11 protein-coding genes are annotated in these 14901 nt (G+C 67.3%); 4 read left to right on the top strand and 7 right to left on the bottom strand.

What is annotated here, in order from left to right; all coding sequences use genetic code 11:
• Positions 1-190: 190 nt before the first annotated feature.
• The gene (gene hisN / locus BMZ21_RS19965) at positions 191-973 is read left to right on the top strand and encodes a histidinol-phosphatase (RefSeq protein ID WP_091838105.1); all 783 of its coding nucleotides are present in this window, start codon (positions 191-193) and stop codon (positions 971-973) included.
• On the opposite strand, the gene BMZ21_RS19970 is transcribed toward hisN, so the two are convergent.
• Positions 878-1945: an alpha/beta fold hydrolase gene (locus tag BMZ21_RS19970; RefSeq protein WP_091838108.1), complete on the bottom strand. Its 1068-nt coding sequence runs from the start codon at positions 1943-1945 to the stop codon at positions 878-880. The genes hisN and BMZ21_RS19970 overlap by 96 nt on opposite strands.
• Positions 1946-2241: 296 nt before the next feature.
• On the opposite strand from BMZ21_RS19970, the gene BMZ21_RS19975 reads away from it, so the two are divergent.
• A complete protein-coding gene (locus BMZ21_RS19975; protein WP_091838111.1) occupies positions 2242-2703 on the top strand; it encodes an Hsp20 family protein in 462 nt (153 codons plus the stop codon).
• Positions 2704-2801: 98 nt separating this feature from the next.
• On the opposite strand, the gene BMZ21_RS19980 is transcribed toward BMZ21_RS19975, so the two are convergent.
• Positions 2802-3599 carry a hypothetical protein gene (locus BMZ21_RS19980; protein ID WP_143079742.1) on the bottom strand — a complete coding sequence of 266 codons (798 nt, stop codon included), beginning with the start codon at positions 3597-3599 and terminating at the stop codon, positions 2802-2804.
• A gap of 102 nt (positions 3600-3701) precedes the next feature.
• Entirely contained in the window at positions 3702-4760 is a 1059-nt protein-coding gene (locus BMZ21_RS19985; protein ID WP_091838116.1) for a threonine aldolase family protein, read from the bottom strand.
• Positions 4761-5529: 769 nt separating this feature from the next.
• Between BMZ21_RS19985 and gltB the strand changes: the two genes are divergently transcribed.
• The gene (gene gltB / locus BMZ21_RS19990) at positions 5530-10161 is read left to right on the top strand and encodes a glutamate synthase large subunit (protein ID WP_244543929.1); all 4632 of its coding nucleotides are present in this window, start codon (positions 5530-5532) and stop codon (positions 10159-10161) included.
• A gap of 4 nt (positions 10162-10165) precedes the next feature.
• The gene (locus BMZ21_RS19995) at positions 10166-11590 is read left to right on the top strand and encodes a glutamate synthase subunit beta (protein ID WP_091838122.1); all 1425 of its coding nucleotides are present in this window, start codon (positions 10166-10168) and stop codon (positions 11588-11590) included.
• A 216-nt stretch (positions 11591-11806) separates the two neighbouring features.
• Here BMZ21_RS19995 and mutT read toward each other — a convergent pair whose 3' ends face one another.
• The 4 genes from mutT to argJ are packed head-to-tail and all read right to left on the bottom strand — an operon-like array spanning position 11807 to position 14889.
• Positions 11807-12211: an 8-oxo-dGTP diphosphatase MutT gene (mutT, locus tag BMZ21_RS20000; RefSeq protein ID WP_091838125.1), complete on the bottom strand. Its 405-nt coding sequence runs from the start codon at positions 12209-12211 to the stop codon at positions 11807-11809.
• 8 nt (positions 12212-12219) lie between these two features.
• Entirely contained in the window at positions 12220-12711 is a 492-nt protein-coding gene (locus BMZ21_RS20005; RefSeq protein WP_244543920.1) for a carboxypeptidase regulatory-like domain-containing protein, read from the bottom strand.
• 14 nt (positions 12712-12725) lie between these two features.
• Positions 12726-13667, bottom strand: a complete 942-nt coding sequence (locus BMZ21_RS20010; protein WP_091838131.1) for a DMT family transporter — start codon at positions 13665-13667, stop codon at positions 12726-12728.
• Positions 13636-14889 carry a bifunctional glutamate N-acetyltransferase/amino-acid acetyltransferase ArgJ gene (argJ, locus tag BMZ21_RS20015; RefSeq protein WP_091838134.1) on the bottom strand — a complete coding sequence of 418 codons (1254 nt, stop codon included), beginning with the start codon at positions 14887-14889 and terminating at the stop codon, positions 13636-13638. The genes BMZ21_RS20010 and argJ overlap by 32 nt, the downstream gene beginning before the upstream one ends.
• Between the last annotated feature and the right edge of the window lie 12 nt (positions 14890-14901).

Consider the following 14901-nt stretch of genomic DNA (forward strand, 5'->3'; position numbering starts at 1 on the left):
AGCCGAAACGCAGATATCGACATGCAGAAAATGCATGACGAGCCGCACAATCGTCATGAACTGTCCGATTTCGCGGGATCGGCTGAAGCTGAACTGTCCTGACCTGATCGACCTCGACCGGGACGGCGCTTGTCATCCCGTGCGCCGCACAGCATGAAGGCGGCAGGCCGGTCGAGCCGAAGGAACCCTGATGAGCGCGGTCGATTTCACGGAATTCGTCTCCCGGCTGGCGACCCTGTCGGGCCAGGCGATCCTGCCTTTCTTCCGCGCCCGGCATACCACCGAGGACAAATCCGGCGGCGGCGTCTTCGATCCCGTGACCGAGGGCGATCGCGCCGGCGAAGACGTGATGCGCAACCTGATCAAGCGCACCTTCCCGGCCCATGGCATCCTCGGCGAGGAATTCGGCGCCGAGAATGCCGATGCAGACTATGTCTGGGTGCTCGACCCGATCGACGGCACCCGCGCCTTCATCTCCGGCATCCCGGTCTGGGGCACGCTGATCGGCCTGACCCGCAAGGGCGTGCCGGTCTACGGCATGATGAACCAGCCCTTCACCGGCGAGCGCTTCTCAGGCGACGGCCGCATGGCGCGCTATGAAGGGCCGAACGGACCGCGCGAACTTCATACTCGGCAGCTGACGAATCTCGCCGAGGCGACGTTGATGACCACGAGCCCGCACCTCTTCGTCGACGGGCAGAAAGCCGCTTACGACCGGGTCGAAAGCGCCGTCCGCATGGCGCGCTATGGCTGCGACTGCTACGCCTATTGCATGCTTGCCGCCGGCCATGTCGACCTCGTCATCGAAAGCGGGCTGAAGCCTTATGACATCGTCGCGCTGATCCCGATCATCGAGGGCGCCGGCGGCATCGTCACCTCATGGGACGGTGGCAGCGCCGCCCAGGGCGGCACCATCCTCGCCGCTGGCAACAAGGCCTTGCACCAGGCCGCTCTCGCCCTCCTGAACGGCTGACGTCGGGGCCGGCGTCGCGACCGGCAATTCCTCGCCGGGGACGAAGGCGTCGAAGGCTGCCCAGAACTGCGCCCGGATCGCGTCGGTCTCCATCAGGATCTCGTGGCGCGCCGTCGGCAGCACCAGAGCGGAACCCGTCTTGAGCCTCGCCGCAAAGCGCTCGATCGCGGGCGTCGAGACCACGGGATCGCGCCCGGCGGCGACGACCAGCGTCGGCACCCTGACCTCGAGCGGCGCGCGCGGCTGCGCCAGCCGGTCCATCAACTGGAAGGCGGCGTAGATCCAGCCGACGCTGGGGTCGCCGATCGCAAGATCGCGCGCCGCGGCCGACAAGGCAGCGTTGCGGGCATAGCGGACGGGGTCCGAACTCAGCCGGTTGCCCTCGAACGGTTTGGTGCCGATCGCGGTATCGCCGCCGCCGGGCACGAAGGCCTTGCCGAAGCCGAGCCAATACAGCACCCGCGCCAGCCAGCGCGCGCCGCGCGGATTCTCGATCATGGCGATGCCGAGCATCGGCGCGATCGCGACCAACCGCTCCACCGGCAGCGCCTCGTGCCGGGCGGCGTCGAGGCAGAGTGCCGCGCCCATCGAGTGCGCCAGGACGAAATAGGGGGGCGGCAGGCGCTCCTGCATCTGCGCCACGACCAGCGCGAGATCGCGCTCGTAATGCACCAACCGGCCGACATGCCCCTTGCGCTGCCGGCCTGTGAAGCGTTGCGAACCGCCTTGCCCGCGCCAGTCGAAGGTCAGGACATGAAAGCCGCGCCGGCGCAGCTCGGCGATCGTTTCGCTGTAGCGCTCGATGAACTCGGCTCGGCCCTGCACGACCAGGACGGTGCCCCTCTCCCGCCGCACGCTCGGGCGCCAGCTCGCCAGGCGCAGGCGCGCTTTGTCGGCGGTCTCGCCAAACCAGACCTTGCCGTGGCCGGGCACCGGGTAGTCCGGCTGATGGAAGAATTCGGCCTGCGTCATCGGCGCTCCGGAGTCACCCTGCTGTTATAGCGTCATCGCGGTAAAATTCCGTTGCCCTCCGGTATCGGTCCGTCATTCCGGCCACAGCGAAGCGCAGCGCCGACATGACAGGCATTTGGCACGCGAGCCCGCTTCCATCAGGCGATTGATCTCACTGCGGTAGAGCTCTTGAAAAGCTGAAACCGCCACCCAGATCATTGCTGCGCAGGCCGTCAAGCGGCTGCGCGAGACCAAACCCGGCCCGCGCTCATGAGGAGGCGGGCTGACCCGAATGTCGCTTCCTTTGGAGGACAATCATGCGTTCTTACGACCTTTCCCCGCTTTATCGCTCGACCGTCGGCTTCGACCGCCTGTTCTCGCTGCTCGACCAGGCCACCAGCGTCGAGAATGCGCCGAGCTATCCCCCCTACAACATCGAGCGCATCTCCGAGAACGCCTATCGCATCTCGATCGCGGTCGCCGGTTTCGGTGAGGCCGACCTCTCGATCGAGAGCAAGGAGAACGCGCTGACCGTTCGCGGCGAGAAGAAAGCCGCCGAGGATGCCGAGAAGCGCGAAGTCCTGCATCAGGGCATCGCGGCCCGCGCCTTCGAGCGTCGCTTCCAGCTCGCGGACTATGTCCAGGTCACCGGCGCCAGCCTCGAGAACGGGCTGCTCCATATCGACCTCGTCCGCGAGATCCCCGAGGCCAAGAAGCCGCGCCTGATCCCGATCGGCGGCAGCACCCCCAAGGTGATCGAGGCCCGGAAGGCCGCGTAACCGATATCGGTGTGCAAGCACCGCAGATATGAGACGCGAGAGCCTCCCCGGGAAACCGGGGAGGCTTTTTTGCCATCAGCGTCGACGGTTGAAGCGCCTCAGTTCGGATTGACCGGCGCTATCGGCGTTTCCGGCTTCGGCTGCGCCGACTTCATCTCCTCGATCTGCACCGGCGGCAGGGTCGTGTCGGGCGTCGGAATGCCGCTCGGATGCGCCCGTGCCAGCGGCGGCAGGCGATCGGGCCCCTCGGCCCCACGGACATCCTGCGGATTGACCAGCTTCGGCTTGCCGATGTCCACCGGCGCGACCGAGGGTACCGCAACCGGCTTCGTCGCGGGCGCTTCAGGTTTGGGCGCGGCCGGTGACGGCGGCGCGACGGTCGCCGGCGCGTTCGCCTCGGCCGGCGGCTGCGCCGGCTTCAACGCGGCCGGTCGCTCGGGCGGGCGCGGCGTCAGCTTCTTCTGCGCCGGACGCTCCTCCTCGCGCGGATCGAGCCTGACGACCCGCGGCGGCGGCTGCAGCACGATCCGGTCGATCAGCTCGCCATTGAAGCGGTCGATGATCAGCCGCACCCGCGATCCGTTCGCCGCCAGGCCGTCGACGACGATGGCCGAGCCGGTGCGCACCGTCCGCTGCACCTCGCGCAGGCCGAATTCCTGCGCCGCCATCCGTCCGACGGCCCGTGGCGGGATCGGCGCCGCCCGGCGCGGCGCATAGTCGTAGCGCGGGCCGTAGTCATCGTCGTAGTCGTAGCCGTAACGGGCGTACCCACCGCCATAGTCGTCGAGCTGTGCCAGGGCCGGGCCGCTCGCACCGGCCATCACGGCCAGGACGGCAAGGCCAGCCATCCGACGGCGCAAGCGGCGCGGCGCGGCGGGCGAAACCAAAACTGCCATGGTCTGTCCTCTGTCAGACGAAATTCGCAGTCTTCAGTTCTTGATAAGGATTGCGGCGCGCTTGCGGCGTGAATCGGCTGGGAAACAGGCTCTTTCCGGCGTCTAGACGGTCGCGAGGACAGCGGCGAGCCTGTCGACCTCCTCTATCCGCGTCGCAAACGAGCAGACGAAGCGCCCGACGACCTCGCCAGGCTGGAGCGCCTGCCCCGCGGGCAGCGCACCATCCGACCAGGCGATGTACTGCGCGCCCTGCGCCGCCAGCGCGACCTGCGCCTGCGACGGCAATACCAGAAAGACCTCGTTCGCCTCGCAGGCCCAAGCCAGCCGCAGCTTGCCGGCGGACGCAACGGCATCGGCCAGGCGCCTGGCCATCGCATTCGCATGGCGGGCAAGGTCGAGCCAATGGCCGCTGGCGAGCAAACCCTCGAACTGCGCCCCGATCAACCGGCCCTTGGACAGGGTGTGCCCGGCGCGCTTGCGTCGCCACGGCATCTCATCCGCATCGGCCGGATCGAAGACGATCACGGCTTCGGCGGCGAAGGCGCCGTTCTTGGTACCGCCGAAGGACAGCACGTCGACGCCCGCCCGCCAGGTGATCTCAGCGGGCGCGCAACCCAGCGCCGCGACCGCATTGGCGAAGCGGGCGCCGTCCATATGAAGCTTCAGCCCGCGCGGCGCGACCGCCTGCTTCAGTGCCGCGATCTCCTCGGCACTGTAGACCAGCCCGCACTCGGTCGCCTGCGTGATCGACAGCATCTGCGGCTGGACCTGATGCACGGCGCCCGCGCGCAGGCGCGCGAGCTGGTCGATGACGACCTCCGGCGCGAGCTTGCAGCCATCGCCGGGCAAGCCGACGATCTTGGCCCCGCCGGTGAAGAATTCGGGCGCGCCGCATTCGTCGGCGGCGATATGCGCCTCGTGATGGCAGAGCACCGCCCCCCAGGGCTGGACCAGGCTCGCCAACGCCAGGGAATTCGCGGCCGTGCCGGTCGTGACCAGGAAGACCGCGACCTCCCGCTCGAACAAATCGGCGAACAGCCCTTCGACCCGCCTGGTCCAGGCATCGTTGCCGTAGCCGGCGGCGAAGCCGTCATTGGCCGCGGCCATTGCTAGCATCACCGGCGCGCTCGCCCCGGCCAGATTGTCGCTGATGAAGTTCATGGAGATATCCGGCGGGCCGCTGCAGGATTTTGAGGGATAAGCAGCCTCCCGGCGCAGCGCAATCGATGCTGGAGCCCGTTCCGATCTGCTTGAAGCGCAGGCCCGATGGGGAAAACGCGGCCACCATACCGGAAGCAGATGGCCAATCCGGCTGCGGCGCAGGCAGGCCCGATTCCCTGCGATTGACAACTTCCGGCTTGGCGAGCCAGCCACCATGATGTGAAAATGTCCGGACAGCGATGGAGGTCGCAATAAAATGTCGCCGCGACGCAAAATCGGCGCTTGTGCCCAGATTGGAATTCTGGCAAGGTCAAGGCAATAGGACAGCGATGCTGTCCCATTTTCGAAGCGGGCCTCGCCGAGGCCCCGGCGCAGGCGGATGGAGCGGATGATGACGGGAGGTACGGCAAACAAAGCCAAAGCCAACCGTACGACGCGCGCCGCCCGCAAAACGGCGGCGTGACCAGGCGCGGCAGGGCTTGACGCCCGAGGCGCCTGCGGAGGACGCGGGCGCAAGACAAGACCAGCGCAAGCAACCTTCGCAAACCGAGAATAAACCCGGACCGGCCCGATCCTTGCTCGGCAAGGTGGAAGCCGGAGCGGCGGTGGACTTTGGCGGGCTCCCCAGCCGATGCTGCGGGACCGAAGGCGGGCGGAGGCGACGATGAGCGAGAGCAGGAAGGCGAGCGCGATGGCCAACACCACTGCTAAAGTTGCCACCACGACGACGGCCGCTTTCGAGCGTTTCCCCGAGGTGCGCGACCCGGCCATGCCGACCCGCCAGGGCCTTTATGACCCGTCCTATGAGAAGGACTCCTGCGGCGTCGGCTTCATCGCCGACATGAAGAACCGCAAGAGCCATGCGATCGTCGCGCAGGGTCTGCAGATCCTGCACAACATCGACCATCGCGGCGCGGTCGGCGCCGATCCCAAGCTCGGCGATGGCTGCGGCATCCTCACCCAGATCCCGCATCGCTTCTTCAAGGAAGAATGCGCCGGGATCGGCATCGAGCTGCCCGAGCCCGGTCATTACGCCATCGGCCAGTTCTTCATGCCGCAGGAGGCAGACAACCGCGCCGTCTGCGAGGAGATCGTCGCCCAGACCGTCGAGGAGGAAGGCCTGATCTTCCTCGGCTGGCGCGACGTGCCGGTGGACAACAGCGATCTCGGCGAGGCCGTCAAGGAGACCGAGCCCTGCCATCGCCAGATCTTCGTCGGCCGCCCGGCCGAGATCACCGACGAGGACGAGTTCGAGCGGCAGGTCTACGTCCTCAGGAAGTCGGTCTCGAACAAGGTCTACAAGCGCCATGACCGGGCGACCGCGACCTATTACCCGGTCTCCTTCTCCTGCCGGACCATCGTCTACAAGGGCATGGTGCTGGTCACCCAGCTCGGCGCCTACTTCAAGGACCTGACCGACGCACGCTTCGAGAGCGCGCTCGCCCTCGTCCACCAGCGCTTCGCCACCAACACCTTCCCGTCCTGGCGCCTCGCCCACCCCTACCGGATGGTCGCCCATAACGGCGAAATCAACACGCTGCGCGGCAACGTCAACTGGATGGCGGCCCGCCAGGCCTCGGTCGATTCCGAGCTCTTCGGCGCCGACATCTCCAAGCTCTGGCCGATCTCCTATGAGGGCCAGTCCGACACCGCCTGCTTCGACAACGCCCTCGAATTCCTGGTCCAGGGCGGCTATTCGCTCGCCCACGCCATGATGATGCTGGTGCCCGAGGCCTGGGCCGGCAACCCGCTGATGGATGAGAGCCGGCGCGCCTTCTACGAATACCATGCGGCCCTCATGGAGCCGTGGGACGGCCCGGCCGCGATCGCCTTCACCGACGGCCGCCAGATCGGCGCGACGCTCGATCGCAACGGCCTGCGCCCCGCCCGCTATCTCGTCACCGACGACGGCCTCGTCGTGCTCGCCTCGGAGTTCGGTGTGCTGCCGATCCCGGAGGAGAAGATCGTCCAGAAGTGGCGGCTCCAGCCCGGCAAGATGCTGCTGATCGATCTCGAGGAAGGCCGCATCATCGGCGACGACGAGATCAAGAGCACCCTCTGCCTCGCCAACCCCTACAAGGACTGGCTGAAGCGCACCCAGATCGTGCTGGAGGAGCTGCCGCCGGTCGAGGCACGCGCCTCGCGCACCGACGTCGCCTTGCTCGATCGCCAGCAATCCTTCGGTTACACCCAGGAAGACACCAGGATCCTGATGGCGCCGATGGCGGTGACCGGCCAGGAAGCCGTCGGCTCGATGGGGACCGACACCCCGATCTCGGCGCTCTCCTCGAAGTCGAAGCTGCTCTACACCTATTTCAAGCAGAACTTCGCCCAGGTCACCAACCCGGCGATCGACCCGATCCGCGAGGAGCTCGTGATGAGCCTCCTCTCCTTCATCGGCCCGCGGCCTAACATCCTCGACCTCGAAGGCACCTCGCGCCGCAAGCGCCTGGAAGTGCGCCAGCCGATCCTGACCAATGACGATCTCGAGAAGATCCGCTGCATCGGTCACTACGAGGATCGATTCGACACCAAGACGCTCGACATCACCTATCCGACCCGCGAGGGCGCGGCCGGCATGGAGGGCGCGATCGAGCGCCTGTGCGAGCGCGCGGAAGCGGCCGTCCATGGCGGCTACAACATCATCATCCTCTCCGACCGCCAGGTCGGGCCCGACCGCATCCCGATCCCGGCGCTGCTGGCGACGGCAGCGGTCCATCATCACCTGATCCGCAAGGGCCTGCGCACCTCGGTCGGCCTCGTCATCGAATCCGGCGAACCGCGCGAGATCCACCACTTCGCCCTGCTCGCGGGCTTCGGCGCCGAAGCGATCAACCCCTATCTCGCCTTCGAGACGCTCGAAGCGCTGTTCGAGGCCGGCGAGTTCCCGCCGGAGGTCGACCGCTACGAGGTGGTCAAGCGCTTCATCAAGTCGGTCGGCAAGGGGCTGCTCAAGGTCATGTCCAAGATGGGCATCTCGACCTACCAGTCCTATTGCGGCGCCCAGATCTTCGACGCCGTCGGCCTGCGCACCGAGTTCATCGACAAGTACTTCACCGGCACCATCTCCTCGATCGAGGGCGTCGGTCTCGCCGAGATCGCCGAGGAGAGCGTGCGCCGCCATCGCGACGCCTTCGGCGGCTCGCCGATCTATCGCGACGCGCTCGACATCGGCGGCGAATACGCCTTCCGCCTGCGCGGCGAGGCGCATGCCTGGACGCCGGAGAACATCGCGCTGCTCCAGCACGCCGTGCGCGGCAACGCCCGCGACAAGTTCAAGGCCTATTCCGACCTGGTCAACGACCAGAGCGAGAAGCTCTCGACCATTCGCGGCCTGTTCCACGTCAAGATGGCCGACGAGCTCGGCCGCAAGCCGATCCCTCTGGACGAGGTCGAGAGCGCAGCCTCGATCGTCAAGCGCTTCTCCACCGGCGCCATGTCCTTCGGCTCGATCAGCCATGAGGCGCATTCGACGCTGGCGCTCGCCATGAACGCGATCGGCGGCAAGTCGAACACCGGCGAGGGCGGCGAGGAGCCGGAGCGCTTCAAGCCGCTGCCGGACGGGCGCTCGATGCGCTCGGCGATCAAGCAGGTCGCCTCGGGTCGCTTCGGCGTCACCACCGAATACCTCGTCAACTCGCAGATGATGCAGATCAAGGTCTCGCAGGGCGCCAAGCCCGGCGAGGGCGGACAATTGCCCGGCCACAAGGTCGATGCCCGCATCGCCAAGGTCCGGCATTCGACCCCGGGCGTCGGCCTGATCTCGCCGCCGCCGCACCACGACATCTATTCGATCGAGGATCTCGCCCAGCTGATCTTCGACCTGAAGAACGTCAACCCGGCGGCGGACGTCTCGGTCAAGCTCGTCTCCGAGCTCGGCGTCGGCACCGTCGCCGCCGGCGTCGCCAAGGCGCGCGCCGACCACATCACCATCGCCGGCTACGAGGGCGGCACCGGCGCTTCGCCGCTGACCTCGATCAAGCATGCGGGATCGCCCTGGGAGATCGGCCTCGCCGAGACCCACCAGATCCTGGTGATGAACAAGCTGCGCGGCCGCATCGCCCTCCAAGTCGACGGCGGCCTGCGCACCGGCCGCGACATCGTCGTCGGCGCGCTGCTCGGGGCCGACGAGTTCGGCTTCGCCACGGCGCCGCTGATCGCAGCCGGCTGCATCATGATGCGCAAGTGCCATCTCAACACCTGCCCGGTCGGGGTCGCCACCCAGGACCCGGTGCTGCGCAAGCGCTTCAAGGGCCAGCCCGAGCACGTCATCAACTTCTTCTTCTTCCTCGCCGAGGACGTGCGCGAGATCATGGCGCAGATGGGCGTCAGGAGCTTCGACGAGCTCGTCGGCCGCTCCGACTGGCTCGACAAGAAGGAAGCCATCGACCACTGGAAGGCCAAGGGGCTCGACTTCGCCCGCATCTTCCACAAGCCGGAGCCGGGCAAAGGCGTCGCCATCCGCAATGTCGAGCGCCAGCACCACCCGATCGAGTCGGTGCTCGACCGCACGCTGATCGCCAAGGCCGGCGCCTCGCTCGACAGCGGCGCTCCGGTCGTGATCGAGAGCACCATCCGCAATGTCGATCGCTCGACCGGCGCGATGATCTCGGGCGAGATCGCCAAGCGCCATGGCGGGCTCGGCCTGCCGGACGACACGATCACGGTGAAGCTGACCGGCACGGCTGGCCAGAGCTTCGGCGCCTGGGTTACGTCCGGCGTGACGCTCGATCTCACCGGCCAGGCCAACGACTATGTCGGCAAGGGCCTGTCGGGCGGCAAGCTGATCATCCGCCCTGATCCGAAGTCGCAGGCGCTCGCCGAGGAGGCGATCATCGTCGGCAACACCGTGCTCTACGGCGCGATCTCCGGCGAATGCTACTTCCGCGGCGTCGCCGGCGAGCGCTTCGCCGTGCGCAATTCCGGCGCGATCGCGGTGGTCGAGGGCACCGGCGACCATGGCTGCGAATACATGACCGGCGGCGTCGTCGTCGTGCTCGGCCAGACCGGGCGCAATTTCGCGGCCGGCATGTCGGGCGGCATCGCCTATGTCCTCGACGAGGACAGGAGCTTCGCCAAGCGCTGCAACCTCTCCATGGTCGATCTCGAGCCGGTGCCGGAGGAGGAGGAGCTGACCCAGCGCCTCTACCATCATGGCGGCGACCTCGAGTTCAAGGGCCGCATCGACGTCATGGCCAACATGTCCGGCTATGACGCCGAGCGCCTGCACCAGCTCATCGCCAACCATCTGAAATACACCGGGTCGGCGCGGGCACAGGCGATCCTGGAGAACTGGGCGGACTACCTGCCCAAATTCGTCAAGGTCATGCCGGTCGAGTACCGGCGCGCACTACTGGAAATCGAGCGGGCCCAGGCCGGCGTCTCGGTCGCGGCGGAGTGAGACGATGGGCAAGGTAACCGGCTTTCTCGAGATTGATCGTCGCGACCGGAAGTATCGTCCGGCCTCGGATCGTATCCGCAACTACAAGGAGTTCGTGATCCCGCTCGGCCGGGAGGCGACCCGCGACCAGGCGGCGCGCTGCATGAACTGCGGCATCCCGTATTGTCACAATGGCTGCCCGGTCAACAACCAGATCCCGGACTGGAACGATCTCGTCTACAACGACAAGTGGCAGGAAGCGCTCGGCAACCTGCACTCGACCAACAACTTCCCCGAATTCACCGGCCGCGTCTGCCCCGCCCCGTGCGAGGCGTCGTGCACGCTGAACCTCGAGGACACCCCGGTCACGATCAAGTCGATCGAATGCGCGATCGTCGACAAGGGCTGGGAAGAAGGCTGGATCGTTCCTGAGCCGGCCGAGGTCAAGACCGGAAAGAAGATCGCGATCATCGGCTCCGGCCCGGCCGGCCTCGCCGCCGCCCAGCAGCTCGCCCGCGTCGGCCACGAGGTCCATGTCTATGAGCGCCAGGGCCGCGCCGGTGGCCTGCTGCGCTATGGCATTCCCGACTTCAAGATGGAGAAGTCGCATGTCGATCGGCGCGTCGCCCAGATGGAGGCCGAAGGCGTCGTCTTCCATTACGGCGTCAATGTCGGCGTCGACATCGAACCGCAGGAACTGCTCGCTCAGTACGACGCGATCGGCCTGACCGGCGGCGCCGAGAAGCCGCGCGACCTGCCGATCGAGGGCCGCGACCTCGACGGCGTCCAGTTCGCCATGGACTTCCTGCCGCAGCAGAACCGCCGCAATGGCGGCGAGCCTGACACGACGGGCAACGCCCGGCCGATCCTCGCCGGCGGCAAGCATGTCGTCGTCATCGGCGGCGGCGACACCGGCTCCGACTGCATCGGCACCTCGGTGCGCCAGGGCGCGCTCTCCGTCACCCAGCTCGAGATCATGCCGCAGCCGCCGGAAAAGGAGAACAAGGCGCTGACCTGGCCGAACTGGCCGCTGAAGCTGCGGACGTCCTCCAGCCATGAGGAAGGCGCCGAGCGCGACTTCGCGGTCGGCACCGTCAAGTTCACCGGCGAGAACGGCAAGGTGAAGACGCTGCACTGCACCAAGGTCGATGCCAGCTTCAAGCCGATCGCGGGCACGGAGTTCCAGCTCAAGGCCGATCTCGTCCTGCTCGCCATGGGCTTCGTCTCGCCTGTGCATGACGGCCTGCTCGAGAAGCTCGGCGTCAAGCTCGACGGCCGCGGCAATGTCGAAGCCAACATGCTGGCCTACAAGACCTCGGTCGAGAAGGTCTTCGCCGCCGGCGACATGCGCCGCGGCCAGTCGCTGGTGGTCTGGGCGATCCGCGAGGGCCGCCAGATGGCCCACGCGATCGACAAGCACCTGATGGGCGAGACCATCCTGCCGCGCTGAGCGGCTGGAGTAATCGGTAAGCACAGAGCGGAATGAAGGGCGCGTGAACCCTTCTCCCGTGTGGGAGAAGGGCAGGGATGAGGGCCTGCCTTATCCGTAGAAGGCGCAACGGCGCCGCCTCGCCCGAATAATCAGCGGCGGTCCCTCACCCCTGCCCCTCTCCCATCCGGGAGAGGGGTTCTGCGTTCCGGTTCCTCGCTAATCACGTACTGACACTCACGCCCCCAGCAGATCCACCAGCGGCGGGATCAGCGGTTCGTCGGCCGGTGGCATGGCAAGATCGCGCAGCTTGCCGGGGCGCACCCATTTCAGCGCCTGCCCCTCGCGCGACATCGCCGTCCCCTCCCAGCGCCGGCAGATATAGAGCGGCATCAAGAGGTGGAACTCGGGATAGGCGTAGCTGGCGAAGGTCAGCGGCGCGAGGCAAGCTTCCTTGACCTCGATACCGAGTTCCTCGGCAAGCTCGCGGATGAGCGCCGGCTCCGGCCGCTCGCCGGCCTCCAGCTTGCCGCCTGGGAACTCCCAGAGGCCGGCCAGCGCCTTGCCCTCGGGACGTTGGGTGACGAGCACGCGATTGTCGGAATCGACCAGCGCGCAGGCGACGACGAGCAGCAGCTTCACGGCAAGATCTAATGTCCCGAGAGGATGACCTCGACCGGTTCGGTTTCCTTGCCGGTCAGCGTGACCTCGTCATAGACCGTGCCGCCCTCGCGGAAAACCTGATCCTCCTCGCCCCAGATCACCTGGGTCGAGACGAAATAGCTGCCGGGCGCGACCTTATCGAAGCTGAACCGGCCATTCGCCGCCGTTTTCGTCGTGCGGGTCAGCTCGGCGTAGCGCGGATCGACCTGCTCGTTCGGATAGCGCCAGTGCGGCAGGAACTTGGCCTTGCCGAAAACGCGATTGAAGCGCTCGCGGGCATAGGCCGTCGCCGGGATCAGCCTGACCACCTCGCCGGCCGCATTCACCACCTGCCCCTTCGAACGCGTCCGGAAAGCGTGGCCGACGATGACGCCAGTACCGGGTTTCCGGATGACGGCGGCCTCCTCGGCCGAGAAGGACGAAGCCGTCGGCGACGGCTGCGCGACACAAGCTCCCAGCAGAGCCGCAAGGCCCAGCACGCAGTCTATCCTTATCATTCGGCACGTCCCCCCGCAGGCGCCGTCGAGACCAGAAAGACGCCAGCAAGGATGATGCAACCTCCGATGACCTGCCGCAACTCCAGCGTTTCGCCGAGCACGAGCACACCCATCGCGACAGCGACCGCCGGAACCAGATAGCCGGTCATCGCCGCCCGTGTCGGCCCGGCCGCACGGATCAGCCGCATGAAGAACGCCACCGGCATCGCTGTTGCGAACACGCCGAGCGCCAGCGCGGCCTGCCAATGCGGGGCCAGGGCCAGAAGTGCCCCCCAGCCGGAGACCGTCAGCGTCAGCAGCAGCGCCCCGGTGCCGGAGACCATCTGCTGGCCGAGTGCGAGCCGGATCGGATCGCCCGCTCGCGGCGGCACGGCGCGCGTGTAGAGGTTCGCGCATGCATAGGACAGCGTCGCACCGACCATGGCGAGCAGGCTGAGCGCCGTGCCGCCGCCCTCGATCACGCGCGGGCCGACCAGGATGGCGACCCCAGCCATGCCGACCAGGATGCCGACGAGCCGGCGCCGGCTCAACTGCTCCTCCGCGAACAGGACATGCGCGAACAGCGCCGTGACCAGCGGCCCCGCCGCCTGGATCATCGCCGCCGGCCCGCTGGCGAGCTGGATCAGCGCATAGGCGACGAGCACGTTCGGCAGCCAGCCATTGCAGGTGCCGAGCACCAGCCAGTGGCGGAGCTCATGGCGGCGGGGCAGCGGGCTCTGGCCGCGCGCCATGACGAACAGCGCCAGTGTCGCCGCGCCGAGCAGGCCGCGGCAGGCGGCGATCGCCCAGGGGGCGACCTCGCCTGCCATCAGCTTGATGAACAGGTAGCTGCTCCCCCACAGGAAGGAGCAGGCAGCAAGATTGCCGACGATGAAGCTCTTGCTCGGGCCTGCCGAGCCGGAAGGCTCAGGAGCGGTAGTCGCCGTTGATTTCGACATAGGCCTTGGTCAGGTCGCAGGTCCAGACCGTGGCCTTGCCGCGGCCGAGGCCGAGATCGGCGGTGACGACGATGTGCTCGCCCTTCATGTAGTCGGAGACGGCCTGCTCGTCATAGGAAGCGGCGCGCGCGCCCGCTTCCGCCACCTTGATCGCGCCGAAGGAGATGTCGAGCCTGTCGCGATCTGCCGGCTCGCCGGCCTTGCCGACCGCCATGACGATGCGGCCCCAATTGGCGTCCTCGCCGGCGACCGCGGTCTTGACCAGCGGCGAATTGGCGATCGAGAGCGCGACCCTCTTGGCCGAGCGCGCCGACTTCGCCCCCACGACGCGGACCTCGACGAACTTGCGGGCGCCCTCGCCATCCTTGCAGACCAGATGCGACAGCTCGAGCAGCAGCGCGTTCAGCGCCCGCTTGAAGCCCGACAGCCGCGCATCGTTCGGATCGGTGATCTCCGGCACGCCGCGCGCCCTGGCTTTCCCGGTCGAGAACAGCATCAGCGTGTCGGATGTCGAGGTGTCGCTATCGACCGTGATCGCGTTGAACGAGCCCTTGACGCCCTTCGACAGCAAAGCCTGCAGCACGGGCGCCGCGATCGGCGCATCGGTGAAGACGAAGGAGAGCATCGTCGCCATGTCGGGCGCAATCATGCCGGCGCCCTTGGCGATGCCGGCAATCACCACCTCATGCCCGTCGATCTTGGCCTTGCGCGAGACGGCCTTGGGGAAAGTGTCGGTGGTCATGATCGCCTTGGCGGCGTCGAGCCATGGACCGTCGGCGGCGCGCTTGGCGCAATCGGCCAGCACGCTCTCGAACTTGGTCGCGTCGAGCGGCTCGCCGATCACGCCGGTCGAGGCGATGAAGACCTCTTCCGCCTTGCAGCCTGCGGCCTTGGCCGCGATCTTCGCGGTCAGAGCCACCGAGTCGCGGCCCTTCAGGCCAGTGAAGGCATTGGCATTGCCGGAATTGACGACGATGGCGCGCGCCTTGCCCTGCGCCAGGTTCTCGCGGCACCAGTCGACCGGCGCCGACGGGCATTTCGAGCGGGTGAAGACGCCGGCAGCCTGCGAGCCGTCGTCGAGCAGGACGAGCACGACATCGGTGCGGCCCTTGTAGCGGATGCCGGCCTCGGCAGTGGCGAAGCGCACACCCGGCACGGCCGGGACCTTGGGCTGGCGCTTCGGCGCAAGCGGAGAAACGGGAACATCCTTGCCGGCCATCATGCGCCTCCTCGT

It is taken from the genome of Allobosea lupini (assembly GCF_900109525.1).
Lineage (GTDB): Bacteria > Pseudomonadota > Alphaproteobacteria > Rhizobiales > Beijerinckiaceae > Allobosea > Allobosea lupini.